Below are 15,672 nucleotides of genomic sequence, written 5' to 3'. Positions count from 1 at the left end.
CAGCCGGCGCAGGCAAGATTGCAGCGGAACAGCGGCTCCATCATCATCACGAGCGGGTAGCGTTTCCGGCCTGTGAGATGCTGCTTGAGGATGTAGCCGCCGATCTTCGCGACGTACCGGAGGGGGATTCCCAAGATGCGGCTCCTGTGTCGTTGGCCCCGGGGTCGGGGGCTGCTTAACGCGAAAAATTCCTCAGTTCCAGGGATATAGCCTGGAACGGATCTCAAAGAGACCTTTTCGGCCGCTCCCCGCGGCGATGTTTCGAGGTTGACGCAAAGCGGCCACAGCGGCCGGTTCGCCAGCCCCGTGCCGCGGAGATGCCCGCGCCGGCGCATGCCTCCCGACTGAGACGGGGATTGCGTCGGGATTAGGACGGAGGCTCGTTCGTGAACTCAGTTTCCGTGCATCGCCGTGCGCTATCGCACGGATGACCGGTCTCGTGCAAACCGCTGTCCGCGCGGTTTGCATTCAAGGCCGGGGCCGATTACTGAGCCTGCGATCGTGGCGCAGACTCGCCCCGTCCGCAAGCCGGCCGGAGCGCGCCGCCCCGGGTCCGGTCGCGTCGCAGGGTCGCCCGCGATGTCCGGGAACATCGGGCGCGGTTCAGGCGTCTCGAACCGTAGCAGTTGAGAGCCTGGCCGACGGTGATACGTCGCGCCGGGCTTGCCCGTCATGTGGAGGGACCTGTCCGCGCGAGCGGTGCGGCACAGATCCCAGGCAGGTAGGATACTCGTGATCGAACGTCTCGTCGCGTCCTCCGTCCGGCACCGCTGGGTCGTTCTCGCGCTCGCCGCGCTCCTGACCGTGGCGAGCGTGGGGCTGGCCGCCCACCTGTTCCGGATCAATACGGACGTCGAGCGGCTGATCGATCCGAACGAGCCCTGGCGTCAGGACGAGATCGCCTACGAGAAAGCCTTCCCGCAGCGGACCAACACGGTGGTCGCGGTCATCGACGGGCAGACGCCGGAGCAGGCCGAGGAGGCCGCGACCGCGCTGGTCCAGGCGCTCTCCGTCCATAAGAACCTGATCGAGACGGTGTACCGCCCGGACGGCGGCCCGTTCTACGACAAGAACGGCCTCCTGCTGATGTCGCAGCAGGAACTCCAGAAGACCACCGAGCAGCTAGTTCAGCAGCAGGGCCTGCTCGGGCCGCTGGCCGCCGACCCCTCGCTGCGCGGCGTGATGCGCGTCCTCACCCTCGGAGCGCGCGGGGTTAAGAGCGGCGACGCCAAGCTGGAGGACCTCGAGAAGCCGATGGGGCAGATCGATTCGGTGCTCCAGAAGGTTCTGAAAGGCGAGCCCGCCCGCCTCTCCTGGCAGATGCTCCTCTCCGGCGGTGAGACACGGACCACCGACCTGCGCAAGTTCGTGATGATCCAGCCCGTGCTGGACTTCAATGCTCTGCAGCCGGGCTACCACGCGACCAAGCTGATCCGGAACGTCGCCAAGGAACTGAAGATCGCGCCCGAGTACGGGCTGACCATGCGGCTGACTGGCCCGGTCGCGGTGGCGGACGACGAGTTCGCGACGCTGTCGGACGACGCCTTCCTGAACAACGCGGTCACGGTCGGGGCGATCGTGCTGTTTCTGTGGCTGGCCTTGCGCTCGGCACCGCTCGTCGTCGCCGTTATGATCACGACCTTCGCGGGCCTGATCGTCACCGCGGCGCTCGGCCTTCTGATGGTGGGCGAGCTGAACCCGATCTCGGTGGCCTTCGCGGCCCTCTTCGTCGGCCTCGGCATCGATTTCGGCATCCAGTTCGCGGTGCGCTACCGGGCCGACCGCTACGAGCAGCCGACGCTGGAGGCCGCGCTCCGAGCCGCTTCCCGCGGGGTCGGCTGGTCGCTGACGCTGGCCGCCGTGTCGCTCATCGCCGGCTTCTTCGCCTTCCTGCCCACCGCCTTCCGGGGCGTGTCGGAACTCGGCCTGATCGCCGGCGTCGGCATGATCGTGGCCTACCTGTTCGCGCTGACGGTGCTGCCGGCGCTGATCGCGGTGTTCAACCCGCGCGGCGAGAAGGAGGCCGTCGAGACGACCTGGCTCTCGGGCGTCGATCCCTGGATCATCGAGCACCGCAAGGGCATCCTCATCGCGGTCGGCCTGATCACGCTGGCGGGCACGCCGCTCCTGTGGAAGCTGCCCTTCGACTCGAACCCGATGCACCTGCGCAGCCCGAAGGTCGAGTCGATCGCGACCTATCTCGATCTGATCAAGGATCCGGCGACCAGCCCGAACGTGATCGACGTGCTGGCGCCGAGCGTCGACGCCGTGCCGGAGCTGACGAAGAAGCTGACCGCCCTGCCCTCGGTCTCGAGCGCGAACAGCATCGACACCTTCGTGCCGCGCGACCAGGACAAGAAGCTCGCGACGATCGCCGAGACGGCCGAGCTGCTCGATCCGGTCCTCAACCCGACCCGCCGCCCGCCGCCGCCGACCGACGCCGACAACGTCAAGGCGCTGAAGGATGCGGCGGCCGCCCTCAACGGCATCGCCAACGACAGCTCCGGCGGCAAGGCGGCCGCGCAGCTCGCGGGCACGCTCGACAAGGTGGCGGCCGCGCCGGTCGCCGCGCGCGAGGCCGCCTCGGTCGCGCTCACGGCGAACCTCAACCCGCTGCTGACGCGTCTGCGCACCCTGCTCCATCCCGAGAAGGTCACCCTCGACAATCTGCCGCCTCAGCTGAAGGCCGAGTGGGTGGCCGCCGACGGGCGCGCCCGGATCGAGCTGCATCCCAAGGGCAACTCGAACGACGACACGGTGCTGCGCAATTTCGCCAACGAGGTGCGCACGGTGGCCCCGCACGCGACGGGCGCGCCGGTCGCCACGACCGCGTCGAGCTACACGATCCTCGGCGCCTTCGTTCAGGCGGGCGTGACCGCCTTCGTGCTGATCTTCATCATCCTGTCGGTGGCGCTGCGTAAACCCTGGGACGTGGCGATGACGCTGGGCCCGCTGGTCCTCGCCACGCTGTGGACGCTGATGGCGCTCTACGTCATCGGCATGCCGCTGAACTTCGCCAACATCATCGCGCTGCCGCTGATGCTCGCGGTGGGCGTCGCCTTCCACATCTACTACGTGATCGCGTGGCGGGCAGGCGTAACCGATATGCTGGCCTCCAGCTTGACGCGGGCGATCTTCTTCTCGGCGCTGACCACCGGCACGGCCTTCGGCTCTCTGGTGCTGTCGAGCCATCCGGGCACGGCGAGCATGGGCAAGCTTCTGGCGCTGTCCCTGTTCTTCACCCTGGTGGCGGCCTTCTTCGTTGTGCCGGCCTTCCTGGGGCCGCCCCCGGTGCAGCCCGACGCGGACCGCCCCGAGGGCGACGCCGCCGGAAAGGATCCGCTGATCGCCCGGAAAGCCGAGGCCGTGCCGGCGAAGTAGGCCCGCGCCAGCGTCCGGCCCCCGCCAGGGCCGGGCGGGGTCAGCGGCCGGCGTGTCGGCTGAGGCTGAGGATTGCGGCGGCGACGGCGTCTTCCGACACGGATGCCGCGAGCCGCCGCATGGCCCCGCGCGCCGTCTCCCAAGACGTCGAACCGAAGCCCGAGCGTGCGCGCTCCACGGTCGTGCGGATGCCAGCGAGGCTCGGATCGTCGATGTAGAACGGGTAGTCCGTGCCCAGCGCGGTGACGGCCTCCGGATTCCGGTCGACCAGCACGATCGCGCCGCATCGGGCCGCGATGATCCCCTTGGTGAACGGTTTGAACCCGTCGAACGATTGCCAGCTGCGGGCGGCATAGTGGCAGGTGTAGCCCGGAAGGCGTGCCATCCAGTCCGTGTCGGCCGGATCGTCGGCCTTGTGGAAGTCGCACAATCCGGCAGCGGCCAGCGCCTCCATGAAGGGCGCGTTGTAGAGCGCGCCGAAATAGCCCATGCCGAACCGCGCCGGCGGCTCGCCTCCGGGGGGAATCCGCAGATCAGCGTGGTGCGGGACGTAGAACGTCGGCAGGTCGGCGAAATGCTCGCGGAAGAACGCCTCCTGCATGCGCGAGCTGGCGATCAGGAGATCGGCGTCGATCCGGGTGCCGGGAGCGAGCTTCAGGTCCACCGGATCGATCGCGACGACGTTGCCATTCCTGCGCAGCTGGTCCAGCCCGCCGGCGCCGTGCTCCATCAGGTAGCTCTTGTTGACGATCAGAAGGCTGTCGTGGATCGCCTCGGGCAGAACCGTGATGACAAGGTCATCGCCCGTAAATGATCCGGACCGCGCAAGGATCGCGCAGAGCTGATCGCATCGCAGATAGGCTGACCCGAGACGCCCCAGGCGGCGTCCCTTCACGAAGACCAGCTTCCTCGACATGCGCTACACTCAAGGCCCGTAACGGCCAAGACGTAGCCCTGGTTGCGAGACGCAACAACGGGCATGGCGCATCGTAGAGCGATGTCATGAAGGCGCGGCGGCCTCTTTCAACACTGAAAAATCCGAGAAGCCGCCAAGCATCGTGCCGGACTGTTCGATCGTTGCACGGGCCCTTGGATCGATGAGCGCGTCGCGCTCCGCCGCGTAGGCGTAACCCGGTGCCTCGCCGGGAAAGCCGCCCTCCGTTGCGGGATGTGTGTAGAGCTCGCTCAACCCGTCCGGCAGGACCTCAAGGAGGGCGGTCACACGATCCGGCGTCATCGCCCCGGACCACGCGAGGCCCAGCGTCCGGTCGGGAACGAGGAGACCGGCCTGCCGGGCCCGGACAGCGAGGAGCGCCGCCCAGGGCGCCGTGTCGAGGGCCGCGCGCGGCCGATAACTGGGCTCGGCGCGCCGCAGGACCTCGCGCGGCTCGCGCGGCACCCGGATGGCCCGCATCCCGTACTCTCGCCCGATCCGCAGCACCAAGCTGGCGATCAGCGGGTGGATGTGGAAGTGCTTGTGTGCGTTGACGTGGTCGAGGGGCAGGCCGGTCTTGCGGAACGCCTCGAACTGCGCCCGTATCTCCGCGGCGAGCTGGCGCCGGGCGGCGGGCTTCAGCGCGAGGTCGAGACCGAGGCGCTCCATGTCGCGCCGCATCAGCCCCTGCCCGTCCGTGAGGTCGGGCAGGTCCGCGGCGGGCAGCGTCGGCCACGCCTCGACAAGTACCAGATGCAGCCCGACCCGCAGCGACGGCAGGCGGCGTGCCCGCTCGATGGCGTCCACCGCGGCGGGTGCGGAGACCATGAGGCTGGCGGCGGTGAGGATGCCGTCGCGATGGGCCTGCTCAACGGCGTCGTTGACCGCTCGGCTCAGGCCGAAATCGTCCGCAGTGACGACCAGTCGCTTCACGGGAACTCTCTCGTCACGGGTGTCGAGGGGTTGAGGGCGGGGCCCTGGAAACGAGGAAGGCCGGGCTTGCGCCCGGCCTTCCTTCTTTGCTCGAATGCGCGGCGGCCAGCGTTACGCGGCAGCCTTGCGCTCCCGGAGGAAGTGCCAGAACTCGACGCCCTCGCGCAGGCGCCGCTTCATCATGTCGGGCGAGCGGACCATCTCGCTCACGATGGAGGCGATCTTCGGGGCGCGGAAGTAGAACTTCTTGTAGAACTCCTCGACCGCCGAGAAGATCTCGGTGTGCGAGAGGTGCGGGTAGTGGAGCGGGGCGATCTGCACGCCGTTCTCGTCGACGAGCTCGGCGTTCTCCACATCGAGCCAGCCGTTCTCGACCGCCTGCTTGTACAGGAAGGTGCCCGGATAGGGCGCGGCCAGCGAAACCTGGATCGTGTGCGGGTTGATGCGCTTGGCGAAGGCGATCGTCTCCTGGATCGTCTCCTTCGTCTCGCCCGGCAGGCCGACGATGAAGGTGCCGTGGATGGCGATCCCGAGATCGTGGCAATCCTTGGTGAACTTCTCCGCCACCTCGACGCGCATGCCCTTCTTGATGTTGTTCAGGATCTTCTGGTTGCCGGACTCGTAGCCGACCAGCAGAAGGCGCAGGCCGTTGTCCTTCAGCACCTTCAGGGTCTCGCGGGGCACGTTGGCCTTCGCGTTGCACGACCACGTCACGCCGAGCTTGCCGAGCTCGCGGGCGATCTCCTCGGCGCGCGGCAGGTTGTCGGTGAACGTATCGTCGTCGAAGAAGAACTCCTTGGTCTGCGGGAATTCCTTCAGACAGTACTTGATCTCCTCGATCACGTGCGCGACCGAGCGTGTCCGATAGGTGTGCCCGCCGACCGTCTGCGGCCAGAGGCAGAACGTGCAGCGCGACTTGCAACCCCGGCCGGAATAGAACGAGATGTAGGGGTGCTTGAGGTAGCCGATGAAGTATTTTTCCATCTCAAGGTCGCGCTTGTAGACGGATGTCACGAACGGAAGCTGATCCATGTCCGTCATGATCTCGCGGTCCTCGTTATGGATCACGACACCGGCGGGATTGCGATAGGAGAGGCCCTTGATCTGCGACAGCGGGACGCCGTCGGCGACTTCCTTGACGGTGAAGTCGAACTCGTTGCGCGCGCAGAAATCGACGACCGGGGCCTGCTCCATAGCGCCGGCAGCATCCACCGCCACCTTGGCGCCGATCAGGCCGGCGATCAGCTTGGGGTTCGCAGCCTTCAGGGCCTCGATGGTCTTCACGTCCGACTTGAAGGACGGGACCGAGGTGTGGAGCACCACGAGGTCGAAATCGTTGGCCTGAGCCACGATCTCATCGAGCTTGATGTTGTGCGGCGGCGCGTCGATCAGCTTCGAGTTCGGCACCAGGGCGGCCGGCTGGGCCAGCCACGTCGGGTACCAGAACGACTTGATCTCGCGCTTGGCCTGGTAGCGGGAGCCGGCACCGCCGTCGAACCCGTCGAAGGTGGGGGCCTGGAGAAAGAGCGTGCGCATGGGGTTCAAGGCCTCAGTGCAGTGCCGGATGACGAGAATTCGAGGATCGGCGGAAAGATCAGGCGGTCGGCGCCTCAGCATCCTTGCTGAGTTGCGCTTCCGGGATCAGCGTACCGTCCGCAACCACCCGATAATCATGACCTTTCCATGTCACCGCCCCCGAGACGAAGCCCCAGGAGAAGTTCATGAAGGAGAGGATGTCGCGGATCGGCAACAGCCAGTAGGGGTGCGGCTGGAGGCCGAAGGCGCGCTCCAAACGGATGCAGAGCAGGATGCGGCAGGCGAGTGCTAGCGCCGCCACCGCGAGCGCGCCGGAGCCGGCGCCGGGCAGGAGCGCGCCGATGAGCGCCAGCGGGAAGGCGTGCGTGACGACGGAGCCGGCGTAGCCCGCAGGATCCACGTTGCGAATGGTGCGGTTCCAGCGCAGCTCGTGCCGCCAGAGGCCGCTGATCTCGGTGTCGACGCAGGTATGACCGATCGAGAAGTTCGGGATCGCGACCCGCCCGCCGAGCCCGCGCAGCGCCTCGCCCAACTCGTAATCGTCGGCTAGGTCGTTCCGGATGCGCTGGAAGCCGCCGATTCGCGCGAGCGATTCGGCCGTGAAGGCGATGGTCGAGCCGAAGCAGGGCTTTGCGAGGCCGAGGCCGGTGCCCATCAGCACGTTGGGCAGGAACTGCACGTCGATGGCGAGCGCCGAGAGGTGGGCGTAGACCCCGCGGTTGGCCGGCACGCCGTGGTAGAGGCATGTGACGCCGGTGACGCCAGGCTGGGACAGCTCCGCGACGAGGCGCTCCAGGTAGTCCGGCGCGACCACCATGTCGCTGTCGGCGAGCACGATCACCGCGTGGGCGATGCGCTCGGACATGTTGATAAGATTTGAAACCTTGCGGTTCGAACCGTGCTGTCGCGCGTCGATCACGAGGTCGATGGCGAGTTGGGGATGGGCGCTGCGCAGCCGCTCCACCACACCGACCGCCGGGTCGGTGGCGTTCTGCACGCCGAAGACGATCTGCACCGGCCCCGCATAGACCTGTCGGCAGAAGGTCTCGAGGTTCTGGTACAGGTTCGGCTCGAGCCCGCACAGCGGCTTCAGGATCGTGACGGAGGGGCGCGCGGCGCCCTCGGGCAGGCGTGGCGCGGATTTTGCGGCGAAGCGACCGCCGAGCCACGCGGAAACCAGGCCGTACAGGCAGCCGACGACCGCGAGGAGCAGGAAGATCGGCGAGAGCCAGGTCAGGTCCATCAGGGGCGCTCAGTCGCGGGAATCGGCCGCCTGGTTCGCGGCGGGATTGGACGGTGCGCGCCGTTCAAGGCGTCGGTTTGGCCGAGAGCATGGTTTCGGTGCGCTGACGCAGGAATTTCAGCAAACCGTCCGCGCCGCCAGCCTTCAGGGGCTGATTGAAGAGCGTCCGCTGCGATGCGACCTCACTCACGTTGCCGTTGAGCAACACGTCGATCACCTGGCCCTCGGGGTTGGCGACGAAGTCGATCTGCGACTCGTCGTTGTCCGGCGTGGTGACCTTTGTCTGGACGATACTGCCCGACGCGCGCCGCTCGCTGCCCAGCACCTCGAACTTGCCGCCGGCCGCCTGCTTCAGGCGGTTGGCGTAGGTCGTCACGAAGTTGCGCCGGAAGGCCTCCGTCAGCTCGCCCTGCTGCTCGGGCGTGAAGCCCGCCCATGACTGGCCGACCGCGAGTCGGAGCATGGCCGGGTAGTCGAAGCTTCGCTCCAAGGTCGGGCCGACCGCGTCGAGACGCTGCTGCAGGGTGCTGCCGCCGTCCTTCACCGCCGCTTCGAAGCTGCCGTAGAGAGTCTTCACGGTCGTGAGGGCGGGCTCGTCCGCGGCCCACGCGCCTGGAGCAGCCGAGAGCGCGAGTGCGACGATAACAGACCGGATCAGGCGCACTGCTTCAGCTCTCCGTCGGCCTCGGGAAGCCGTGTGCCGGCCATCCGGGGCGGGGCGTAGCTGTAGAAGGGGCCAAGGGTCGCCGGTTGCAGAACGGGGCCGAGCCGGCGCCCGAGCTCGCGGCCGCGCCGCTGGTCGGCCGCGGGCTCCTCCCTAAAACGGCGCTCCTCGCGGTGCCACTGAATGAGGCCCGGCACGCCGCAGAGCAGGTCGGCAACACGCTTGATCAGCGAGAGCGCGAGCGCCGCCTCGGCCGGGATGCCGAACAGGGCGCAGAGGGCGATCAGGCCGCCCTCTTGGGCGCCCAGCGCACCCGGCACCGCGAAGGCGGCGCCGCGCACGGCCTGGGCGAGGCTCTCGATCACGATCGCCTCGGCGAAGCTGACCGGATAGCCCATGAAATGCAGGCAGACCCAGACCTCGATCGAGCCGATGATCCAGCCGGCGAGATGCACCGCGAGACCGGCACCGACCCGGCGCGGCGCCGCGTAGAGCCGGCGCAGGTTGTCGTAGAGCACGTCGACGGCGCCCAGCGCCCGCCACTCGCGGCCGGAGGCGAAGCGGGTGAGAAGGCCCTGCACGATCCGGTGCCCGGCGCGACGCTGGATCATGTAGAAGGCGGCGAGCGCGGGGGCGGCGACCGCGAGACCACCCGCGACGGTGCGGGCGACCGGCCCGTCACCGACGAGCCAGACCAGCAGGCCGAGCCCCATCACGGTGAACAGGAACTGGGTCGCGGCCTGGGTCATCAGGTCGACGAACATGCTGGCGCCGGCGAGGCCCCCTGTGACGCCGCGCTTCGTCAGCAGGCGTGCACCGACGAAATCGCCGCCGACGGTGGCGACCGGCAATAGGGTGTTGATGCCCTCGCGGATGAAGCGGATGTTGATGCAGTGGCGGAGCGCCGGGCGACCGGCGCGAGGGAACACGGCGTACCAGCCGAGCCCGGCCCAGGCGACCGCGATGACGCGCGCGAGGACGACGAGCGCCGCCCCCCAGCCGGCCGCCACCACGGCGGCGGCCACGTCTTCCGGCCCGTAGGACCAGAGCAGACCGACGACCGTGCACAGACCGACGATCAGGGCGAGAGTCGTCAGACGCTTCATGGTCTACTTTCAAGCTCGGGGTGGGCTTGATGCTGGAATCTCGCCGCGTTTCCGACCGAAAAAGACCGCCGCGGTAAGGGAGTGAGCCCAAGTTGCAGCAACGGTCGGCAATGTCTATCACCCGATTGACACAGTGCGGACCAAAGCGGCACGGGCTCTGACGCCCTCGGTAGAACAACCGCGCAAGACCGCCTCAAGGGGACAATGATGGACCGCGAATCACCCATCACGGCTGGGGAAGCCGTGCTCGACGACGCTCACGCCGCCGGGTACGGCGCCGGCCACGGGCCCGGCGCGCCCGCGCCCCAGTCGCCGGTCATGGCCTGGAACGAGTGGGATCCGCTTGAGGAAGTCATCGTCGGCTCGCTCGACGGCGCGACCATCCCGACCCACCACCTCACAGTGATCTTCAATCTGCCGCGTGCCGCGCAGCCCTTCTACCGCTTCGCCAGCGGCTGGAAGTACCCGAAGTTCATGAAGAAGCTCGCTCAAGCAGAGCTCGATAACTTCATCAACATTCTGGCCGGCGAGGGCGTGAAGGTCCGCCGTCCGGATTCGGTCGACTTCTCGAAGAAGTTCAAGGCGCCGCGCTGGTCCTCGCGCGGTTTCTGCGTGGCCTGCCCGCGCGACCCGTATCTCGTCATCGGCGACGAGATCATCGAGAGCCCGATGTGCTGGCGCTCGCGCTACTTCGAGGGCGATGCCTACCGCTCGCTCTTCAAGGAATACTTCCGCGCCGGCGCCCGCTGGACCTCGGCCCCGCGCCCACAGCTGACGGACGACCTCTATAACTACGATTACCGGGTGCCGAACCTGAAGGCCGGCGAGCCCATGCAGTTCACGGTCAACGAGTTTGAGCCGGTCTTCGACGCGGCCGACTTCGTGCGCTGCGGCCGCGACCTGTTCGTGACCCGCTCGAATGTGACGAACCTCATGGGTATCGAGTGGCTGCGCCGCCACCTCGGCCCGGGCTTCCGCATCCACGAGATCGAGAGCCGATGCCCGCAGCCGATGCACATCGACTCGTCGTTCATGCCGCTCGCGCCCGGCAAGGTGCTGGTGAACCCGGACTATATCGACGTCGAGAAGCTGCCCGCGGTGCTCAAGAAGTGGGACGTGCTGATCGCGCCGCGCCCCGACCCCGTCGAGGGCTTCATGAGCAAGATCTCGATGTGCTCGCCCTGGACCTCGATCAATGTGCTCGCCATCGACGAGAAGAAGATCGTCGTCGATCAGAGCCAGCCCACCCTGATCAAGGCCCTGAAGGATTGGGGCTTCGATCCGATCCCGGCGCCGTTCCTGTCCTACGGTCCCTTCGGCGGCTCGTTCCACTGCGCCACCCTCGACGTGCGCCGCCGCGGCACGCTGAAGTCGTACTTCTAGGATCGGGCCGATCCAAGATCGAAGGGCACGCCCGGCCCGGCGTGCCCTTCTTCGTGTCTCGGCGGCGCCTCAGTATGGCAGGCGGCGCACAGGTGTGCGGCGGTAGGCGACGCGGGCCACCGCGAGGGCGCCGCCGTATTGGAGGAAGCCGTTCGGCGCCAGTTCGTGGGGTGCGAGCTGCCACTGCACGAGCAGGCGCGTGAGTGCGTTCAGCGCGACAAGTGCGAGGCAGAACGCGGCGGCTGAGAGGAGCGTCGCGACGAAATCCGGCATGGCATCCACCCTCGTTGTCGGGGGTGCAGCGTAGCAAACCCTGGGCCGCTGAATAGCCCAGCTTGGCCGAAATACCGCGCTCAGCGCTTCGCGGACGGCGCGTTCTGAGCCGCAGGCTGTGCCGTGGGGTGCGGCTTCGGAGTCTCCACGGCGATTCGCTTCACTGGCCAACCGTCGCTCCAGCGCTCCATGTCGGCGAAGCGGGGGTTCATCTTCAAGGTCGCCGCATTGCCGCCCGCGAAGGCGGCCGCGGCCGCGAGGTCGAAGGTCTTCCAGAAAGCCAGATAGTCGAGCGTGTCGGCCCGCGCATTGTTGATCTGCGAGACCAGCGTCTGCTGCTCACCGGAGAGTGCCATGTCGGCGGACCACTTGAACGGCGGCGGCTTCACGTCCTTCGCCTCGGGCTGCACCTTGATCGCGCCCGCGTCGTAGGCCGTGTCCACCGCGGCTGGCGCGGCAAGCGTTGCGGCAAGCGCCGGGAAGCCGTGGTCGTCCGACAGCGCGCGCAGAAACAGCTTGCGCTCGACAGGCACCGCGTCCGCCTCGCGGAGCAGGCGGCGGGCCGCGACGTCGGCCGCCCGCGCGTCGCGGTCGCCGATCACCGTGAGGATCAGGGTCTCGGCCGGGATCGCCGAGAGGTCGGCGAGCGCGATGCCGCGCGCCTTGGGGCCGCTCGCGATGCCGCCCGGCATCGTGCCGAAGACGAGCTTTGGTGCCGGCAGGCCGGATGCGGCGGCCTCGGCCGCGAGGTTCATAGCGAGCGGCACGCCGGCGAGATGGCCGATCAGCGCAACCCGGCCGCGATCGGGCTTGGCTTCCGGATCGGCCGCGACCTCGTCGAGCGCGGCCTTCAACAGGCGGCTCGCGTTGGCGGTCGCATCGGCGGGCCGCGTCCGGTTCACGTCCTGGAAGCGCGGAAACAGTACGAGCCAGCCCGTGCGGGCCAGATGGTCGATCCAGGCGCCGTAGCTCTGCGGGTTCACCGCGCCCCAGCCGTGCAGGAACACTGCGACGGGCCGTCCCTGCGCCGGGGCGGCACCGGTCATGTAGAAGGCGAAGGTGACGTTCGCACCGCGCCCGAGGGCGCGCTTGGTCACGCCCGCCTGAGCGTCACCGATGCCGCCCGGACCCTCCTTCGGCTGTACGGGAGGCGACGCCGCCTGCGCTGGCGCGAGGCTGCCGTAGGCGAGCAGGCCGGCAAGGAAGGCACGGCGGGCGGTAAGACGCATGGAGGGCTCGATCAGGCAAGATGAGCCGGCAGAGCCGGAGGCGGCTACATAGCAGATTCGAGCCGCCTGGCGATCACAAGACGTGCCCGTCCTGGCCCCGAACCTCGCCGTTGTTCGCGACGAATTGCCTGCGCCCTCTTTCAACTCCGGCCTCAGGCCGCGCGTACGTCCGACGGCGGCGGCAGAGCCTCCAGGCGACCCACAAGGATGAGAAGGTGGTCCGGCAGGTCCGCGGCCTCATCGCCGAAAAGGCTGCGGAGGTCGCAGGAGATCGCGTCGAGCATCAGCCGCTCGGTCGAGTCGACATCGTCAGTGCGCGCGAGACGCGCGGCGTAGTTCTCGCTGACGATCTTCATGGCGGCCTCTCTGCTCGCGGGCGCTCACTCGTGCGCCTCAAGGCACGCGCAGCCCGGTCAACGAGGCACGGCGCTCAGGTTTCCCGGGACCCGGACATTATTTTTCCGCCGGGCCCGATCACCTCAGGGCCCGATCCGCCGCCCTGCGGCAGGCCCGCGGCCTGCTCGACCCAGGCCAGGATATCTTCGGCTCGCCAGGGCTTTGGGATGAAGGTCGCCGAGACGCGCAAGTCGCTCGGCTGATCGCCGGCATCGCCCGAGGTGAGCAGCACGCGCACGCGCGGCCACGTCACGCCGATGATGCGTGCGAGCTCGAACCCCCCGATCGGACCAGGGGTCCGCACGTCCGAGAAGACCACGCTGACGTCGTCGGCACGGTCGTTGAGGATCGCGAGCGCTCGCTCCGCTGTCTCGGCCTCGATCACGCTGAAGCCGGTATCCTCCAGGAGCGTGGCCGCGAGGAAGCGCTCGTCGGGCTGGTCCTCAACGACGAGGATGACCGGCTTCTGTCCTGGCGTTCTCGGGTCACTCATGGGCCGGGACACTCTACAGGGGCTGAACGGTGCGTCCGTCCATTCGTTCAACGCATCGCCGTCGCCGTCGGGGCCCGCATCCGTGACCGGATCGGCCCTCTCACCTGCTCACGCCACGCGCGCCCCGGGGAAGCCCATGCACGACGCGCGCCCGAACAGGCACGGATCCGCCTGGCGGTACCCTGGCACAAAGCGAAGTCTGGGGCCGTGTCCTTCAGGGCACAGCCCCGTTCATCTTCACCCGACGCCGTTGGCCTTCAGGAAGGCGAGCGCGCGGTTCCAACCGTCCTCGGCCGGCTCCCTGCGGTAGCTCGGCCGGTAATCGGCGTGGAAGCCGTGAGGCGCCTCCGGGTAGACGACGAGTTCGACCGTCTTGCCCGCGGCCTTCGCTCGGTCCCGGGCCTCCTCGACGGTCGCGACCGGGATGCCCGCATCGGCGGAGCCGTAGAGGGCCAGCAGCGGCGCGTGGATCTCCGCGGCGACGTCGCCGGCCGTGCGCGGCTGGATCTCCGTGCGCTCGCCCTGGATCGGGCCGTACCACGCGACCGCGGCCTTCAGGTCGCGCCGGTGCGCCGCGTAGAGCCACGCGCCGCGCCCGCCCCGGCACCAGCCCATCACGCCGAGCCGGCCGAGATCGCCCTTGGCGGCCGAGCCTGCATAGGCCGCGGCCGCGTCGAGATCGGCGATCCACTGGGCGTCGGGCGTCTTGCTGATCACGTCGCGCACGATCTGCTTGGCGTCGGTCATGGTCGAGAGGTCGCCCTGACGGGCGTAGAGCTCGGGCGCGACGGCGCAGTAGCCGACCTGGGCCAGGCGCCGGCAGATGTCCTTGATATAGTCGTGGACGCCGAAGATCTCCTCGATCACCAGCACGACCGGGAAGGGCCCCGCACCCTCGGGCACGGCGCGGTAGCCCGGCATCGGCCCGTCGCCGGCCGGGATGCGCACCTCGCCGGCCTCGATCCCGGCGCTGTCCGTATGGATCACCTGCGCCTCGACCCGGGTGGTGGCGAGGGTGAGGCCGCTCATCAGGCCGGTCATCACGAAGCCGCGCCGCGACAGCGGTTCCGTCACCAGGCCGGTGAGCCCCGCCGCCCGCGCCGCATCGTCAGAACGCTCGTCCCGCATGGTCCCTCCGGCCGTTGTCCGCGCCGGAGGGCAGCACGGGGACGGGGTCGGGTCAACGCGGCGCTCCGCCCCGCGTCAGGGCATGACGGGCGGATAATATTCCGGCGAGGAGGCGAGCGCCGCCTCCTCGCTGCGGGTCTGCGGCTTGGCGGGCGCGTCCATCGGCGGATTCCTCCCCCCGCGGAAGGGCGCCGCGGCGGGCGCTAAACTGTCGGAGGACGGCCGCGCTTCAAGGCTCGCCGCCGGGCCGGACCTGCAGGAATGTGAGCGCCGGACCCTGTTCCTCCGTGAAGACGCCAGCGGTGAGCGCGGCACCGTAGACCGCGCCGGTATCGAGGTTGGTCCGGTATGCACGCACCTCGGGCCGGCCGTCCTGGCGCGGCGTGTGGCCGTGCACGACGTGGCGCCCGAAGTCGTGGTCGTCGCCGAGGAACGGCTCTCGGATCCAGATCCGGTTGTGGACGTCCGGGTCCGGCGCGGAGGCGGAGGGATGGAAGCCCGCGTGGACGTACCAGCGCCGCGCGTCCCCGTGGACGGTCGGCAGCCCCTCAAGCCAGTCGAGAACGTCCCTTGGCAGGGCCGCCGCCTCCTCGACGTCGAAAGCCTGCAGGGTGGCGAGGCCGCCGTTCATCAGCCAGTGCTCCTCGGCGCCCGCCTCGTGCAGGCTCTTCAGGAGCATCGCCTCGTGGTTGCCCATCAGGCAGACGATCGCCTCGGGTTCGCGCCACTGCAGCCGCCGCAGGGTCTCGATCACCCGTGCGCTGTCGGGACCGCGGTCGATGTAGTCGCCGAGGAGGACAAGCTTGCGCGCGCGGCCCGCCGCATGCGCCTCGACGCGCTCCAGCAGGGCGTCGAGGAGATCGGCGCAACCGTGAACGTCGCCGATGGCGTAGGTGATCGTCTCGGCGGTCATGCACCCGTTGTCGTGGGAATGTTTGCGGTGCGCAAGGGTCCGGGGCAAGGGGCTGGGGCA

Annotated in this window: 14 protein-coding genes and 1 pseudogene; 2 read left to right on the top strand and 13 right to left on the bottom strand. The window is 68.6% G+C overall.

What is annotated here, in order from left to right; all coding sequences use genetic code 11:
- Positions 1-134, bottom strand: a pseudogene (locus MFF54_RS25720) (adenosyl-hopene transferase HpnH); the annotation flags it as partial.
- 598 nt (positions 135-732) lie between these two features.
- On the opposite strand from MFF54_RS25720, the gene hpnN reads away from it, so the two are divergent.
- Complete coding sequence (hpnN, locus tag MFF54_RS25715) at positions 733-3,381, top strand: hopanoid transporter HpnN (protein ID WP_238307040.1); 2,649 nt, start codon at positions 733-735, stop codon at positions 3,379-3,381.
- 40 nt (positions 3,382-3,421) lie between these two features.
- Here the strand turns inward: hpnN and MFF54_RS25710 are convergent, their stop codons facing one another.
- The 6 genes from MFF54_RS25710 to MFF54_RS25685 form a co-directional block, all read right to left on the bottom strand.
- Positions 3,422-4,297, bottom strand: a complete 876-nt coding sequence (locus MFF54_RS25710; RefSeq protein WP_238307039.1) for a hypothetical protein — start codon at positions 4,295-4,297, stop codon at positions 3,422-3,424.
- Between the two features lie 84 nt (positions 4,298-4,381).
- Entirely contained in the window at positions 4,382-5,248 is an 867-nt protein-coding gene (hpnK, locus tag MFF54_RS25705) for a hopanoid biosynthesis-associated protein HpnK (RefSeq protein WP_238307038.1), read from the bottom strand.
- Between the two features lie 111 nt (positions 5,249-5,359).
- On the bottom strand, positions 5,360-6,784 hold the full coding sequence (gene hpnJ / locus MFF54_RS25700; protein ID WP_238307037.1) for a hopanoid biosynthesis associated radical SAM protein HpnJ: 1,425 nt from the start codon (positions 6,782-6,784) through the stop codon (positions 5,360-5,362).
- Positions 6,785-6,842: 58 nt separating this feature from the next.
- The gene (gene hpnI, locus MFF54_RS25695) at positions 6,843-8,027 is read right to left on the bottom strand and encodes a bacteriohopanetetrol glucosamine biosynthesis glycosyltransferase HpnI (protein WP_238307036.1); all 1,185 of its coding nucleotides are present in this window, start codon (positions 8,025-8,027) and stop codon (positions 6,843-6,845) included.
- Between the two features lie 64 nt (positions 8,028-8,091).
- On the bottom strand, positions 8,092-8,691 hold the full coding sequence (locus tag MFF54_RS25690; RefSeq protein WP_238307035.1) for an MlaC/ttg2D family ABC transporter substrate-binding protein: 600 nt from the start codon (positions 8,689-8,691) through the stop codon (positions 8,092-8,094).
- Complete coding sequence (locus tag MFF54_RS25685; protein WP_238307034.1) at positions 8,682-9,797, bottom strand: flippase-like domain-containing protein; 1,116 nt, start codon at positions 9,795-9,797, stop codon at positions 8,682-8,684. The genes MFF54_RS25690 and MFF54_RS25685 overlap by 10 nt, the downstream gene beginning before the upstream one ends.
- Before the next feature lie 207 nt (positions 9,798-10,004).
- Here MFF54_RS25685 and MFF54_RS25680 point away from each other — a divergent pair, with 207 nt between their 5' ends.
- Entirely contained in the window at positions 10,005-11,180 is a 1,176-nt protein-coding gene (locus MFF54_RS25680; protein WP_238307033.1) for an amidinotransferase, read from the top strand.
- A gap of 69 nt (positions 11,181-11,249) precedes the next feature.
- Here the strand turns inward: MFF54_RS25680 and MFF54_RS25675 are convergent, their stop codons facing one another.
- The 6 genes from MFF54_RS25675 to MFF54_RS25650 form a co-directional block, all read right to left on the bottom strand.
- Entirely contained in the window at positions 11,250-11,453 is a 204-nt protein-coding gene (locus MFF54_RS25675) for a hypothetical protein (RefSeq protein WP_238307032.1), read from the bottom strand.
- 80 nt (positions 11,454-11,533) lie between these two features.
- On the bottom strand, positions 11,534-12,682 hold the full coding sequence (locus MFF54_RS25670) for an alpha/beta hydrolase (RefSeq protein WP_238307031.1): 1,149 nt from the start codon (positions 12,680-12,682) through the stop codon (positions 11,534-11,536).
- A gap of 152 nt (positions 12,683-12,834) precedes the next feature.
- Complete coding sequence (locus MFF54_RS25665) at positions 12,835-13,038, bottom strand: hypothetical protein (protein ID WP_238307030.1); 204 nt, start codon at positions 13,036-13,038, stop codon at positions 12,835-12,837.
- A 74-nt stretch (positions 13,039-13,112) separates the two neighbouring features.
- Positions 13,113-13,571, bottom strand: coding sequence for a response regulator (locus tag MFF54_RS25660; protein WP_238307029.1), 459 nt, complete (start codon positions 13,569-13,571; stop codon positions 13,113-13,115).
- A gap of 237 nt (positions 13,572-13,808) precedes the next feature.
- The gene (locus MFF54_RS25655) at positions 13,809-14,699 is read right to left on the bottom strand and encodes a dienelactone hydrolase family protein (protein ID WP_238307028.1); all 891 of its coding nucleotides are present in this window, start codon (positions 14,697-14,699) and stop codon (positions 13,809-13,811) included.
- Positions 14,700-14,928: 229 nt separating this feature from the next.
- Positions 14,929-15,612, bottom strand: coding sequence for a metallophosphoesterase family protein (locus MFF54_RS25650; RefSeq protein WP_238307027.1), 684 nt, complete (start codon positions 15,610-15,612; stop codon positions 14,929-14,931).
- Positions 15,613-15,672 lie beyond the last annotated feature (60 nt).

The organism is Methylobacterium gregans (assembly GCF_022179245.1).
Lineage (GTDB): Bacteria > Pseudomonadota > Alphaproteobacteria > Rhizobiales > Beijerinckiaceae > Methylobacterium > Methylobacterium gregans.
This window is presented reverse-complemented; position numbering and strand designations above follow the sequence as displayed.